Source organism: Xenorhabdus sp. Sc-CR9 (assembly GCF_963897815.1).
Taxonomy (GTDB): domain Bacteria; phylum Pseudomonadota; class Gammaproteobacteria; order Enterobacterales; family Enterobacteriaceae; genus Xenorhabdus.
Map to the genome: position 1 here is coordinate 1 of NZ_CAWQTY010000132.1, position 323 is coordinate 323.

At 48.0% G+C, this 323-nt stretch carries 1 protein-coding gene; it reads right to left on the reverse strand.

The window, feature by feature from the left end; genetic code table 11:
* Positions 1-12: 12 nt before the first annotated feature.
* Entirely contained in the window at positions 13-273 is a 261-nt protein-coding gene (locus AACQ81_RS06480; RefSeq protein WP_237388425.1) for a type II toxin-antitoxin system RelB/DinJ family antitoxin, read from the reverse strand.
* Positions 274-323: the final 50 nt, after the last annotated feature.

Here is a 323-nt window from a genome sequence, read left to right on the forward strand (position 1 = left end):
TGGCTGGTGTATTCAGTCGTCCGCATTGAGATCACTAAACAGAGTTTTGAGGTCAGCCGCCTTAGTTACATTTCCTGCACGAGCCTCACGCATGGCCGCAATAGTCGTTTCGTTTGGTACTAATGGTTCGAATGGTAGCGCCTTTTCCCGTGCTACTCGCGTTAGCATCAGGCGGACGGCATCAGATACCGTAAGCCCCATCGCGTTGAGAACGGCAGCCGCTTCTTCTTTGATTGCCCCGTCGATTCGAGTTTGGACCAGATGATTAGCCATTTTTGTTACTCCTGATTTTGTAATTCATTTGCATTACAATGTAATTCAAC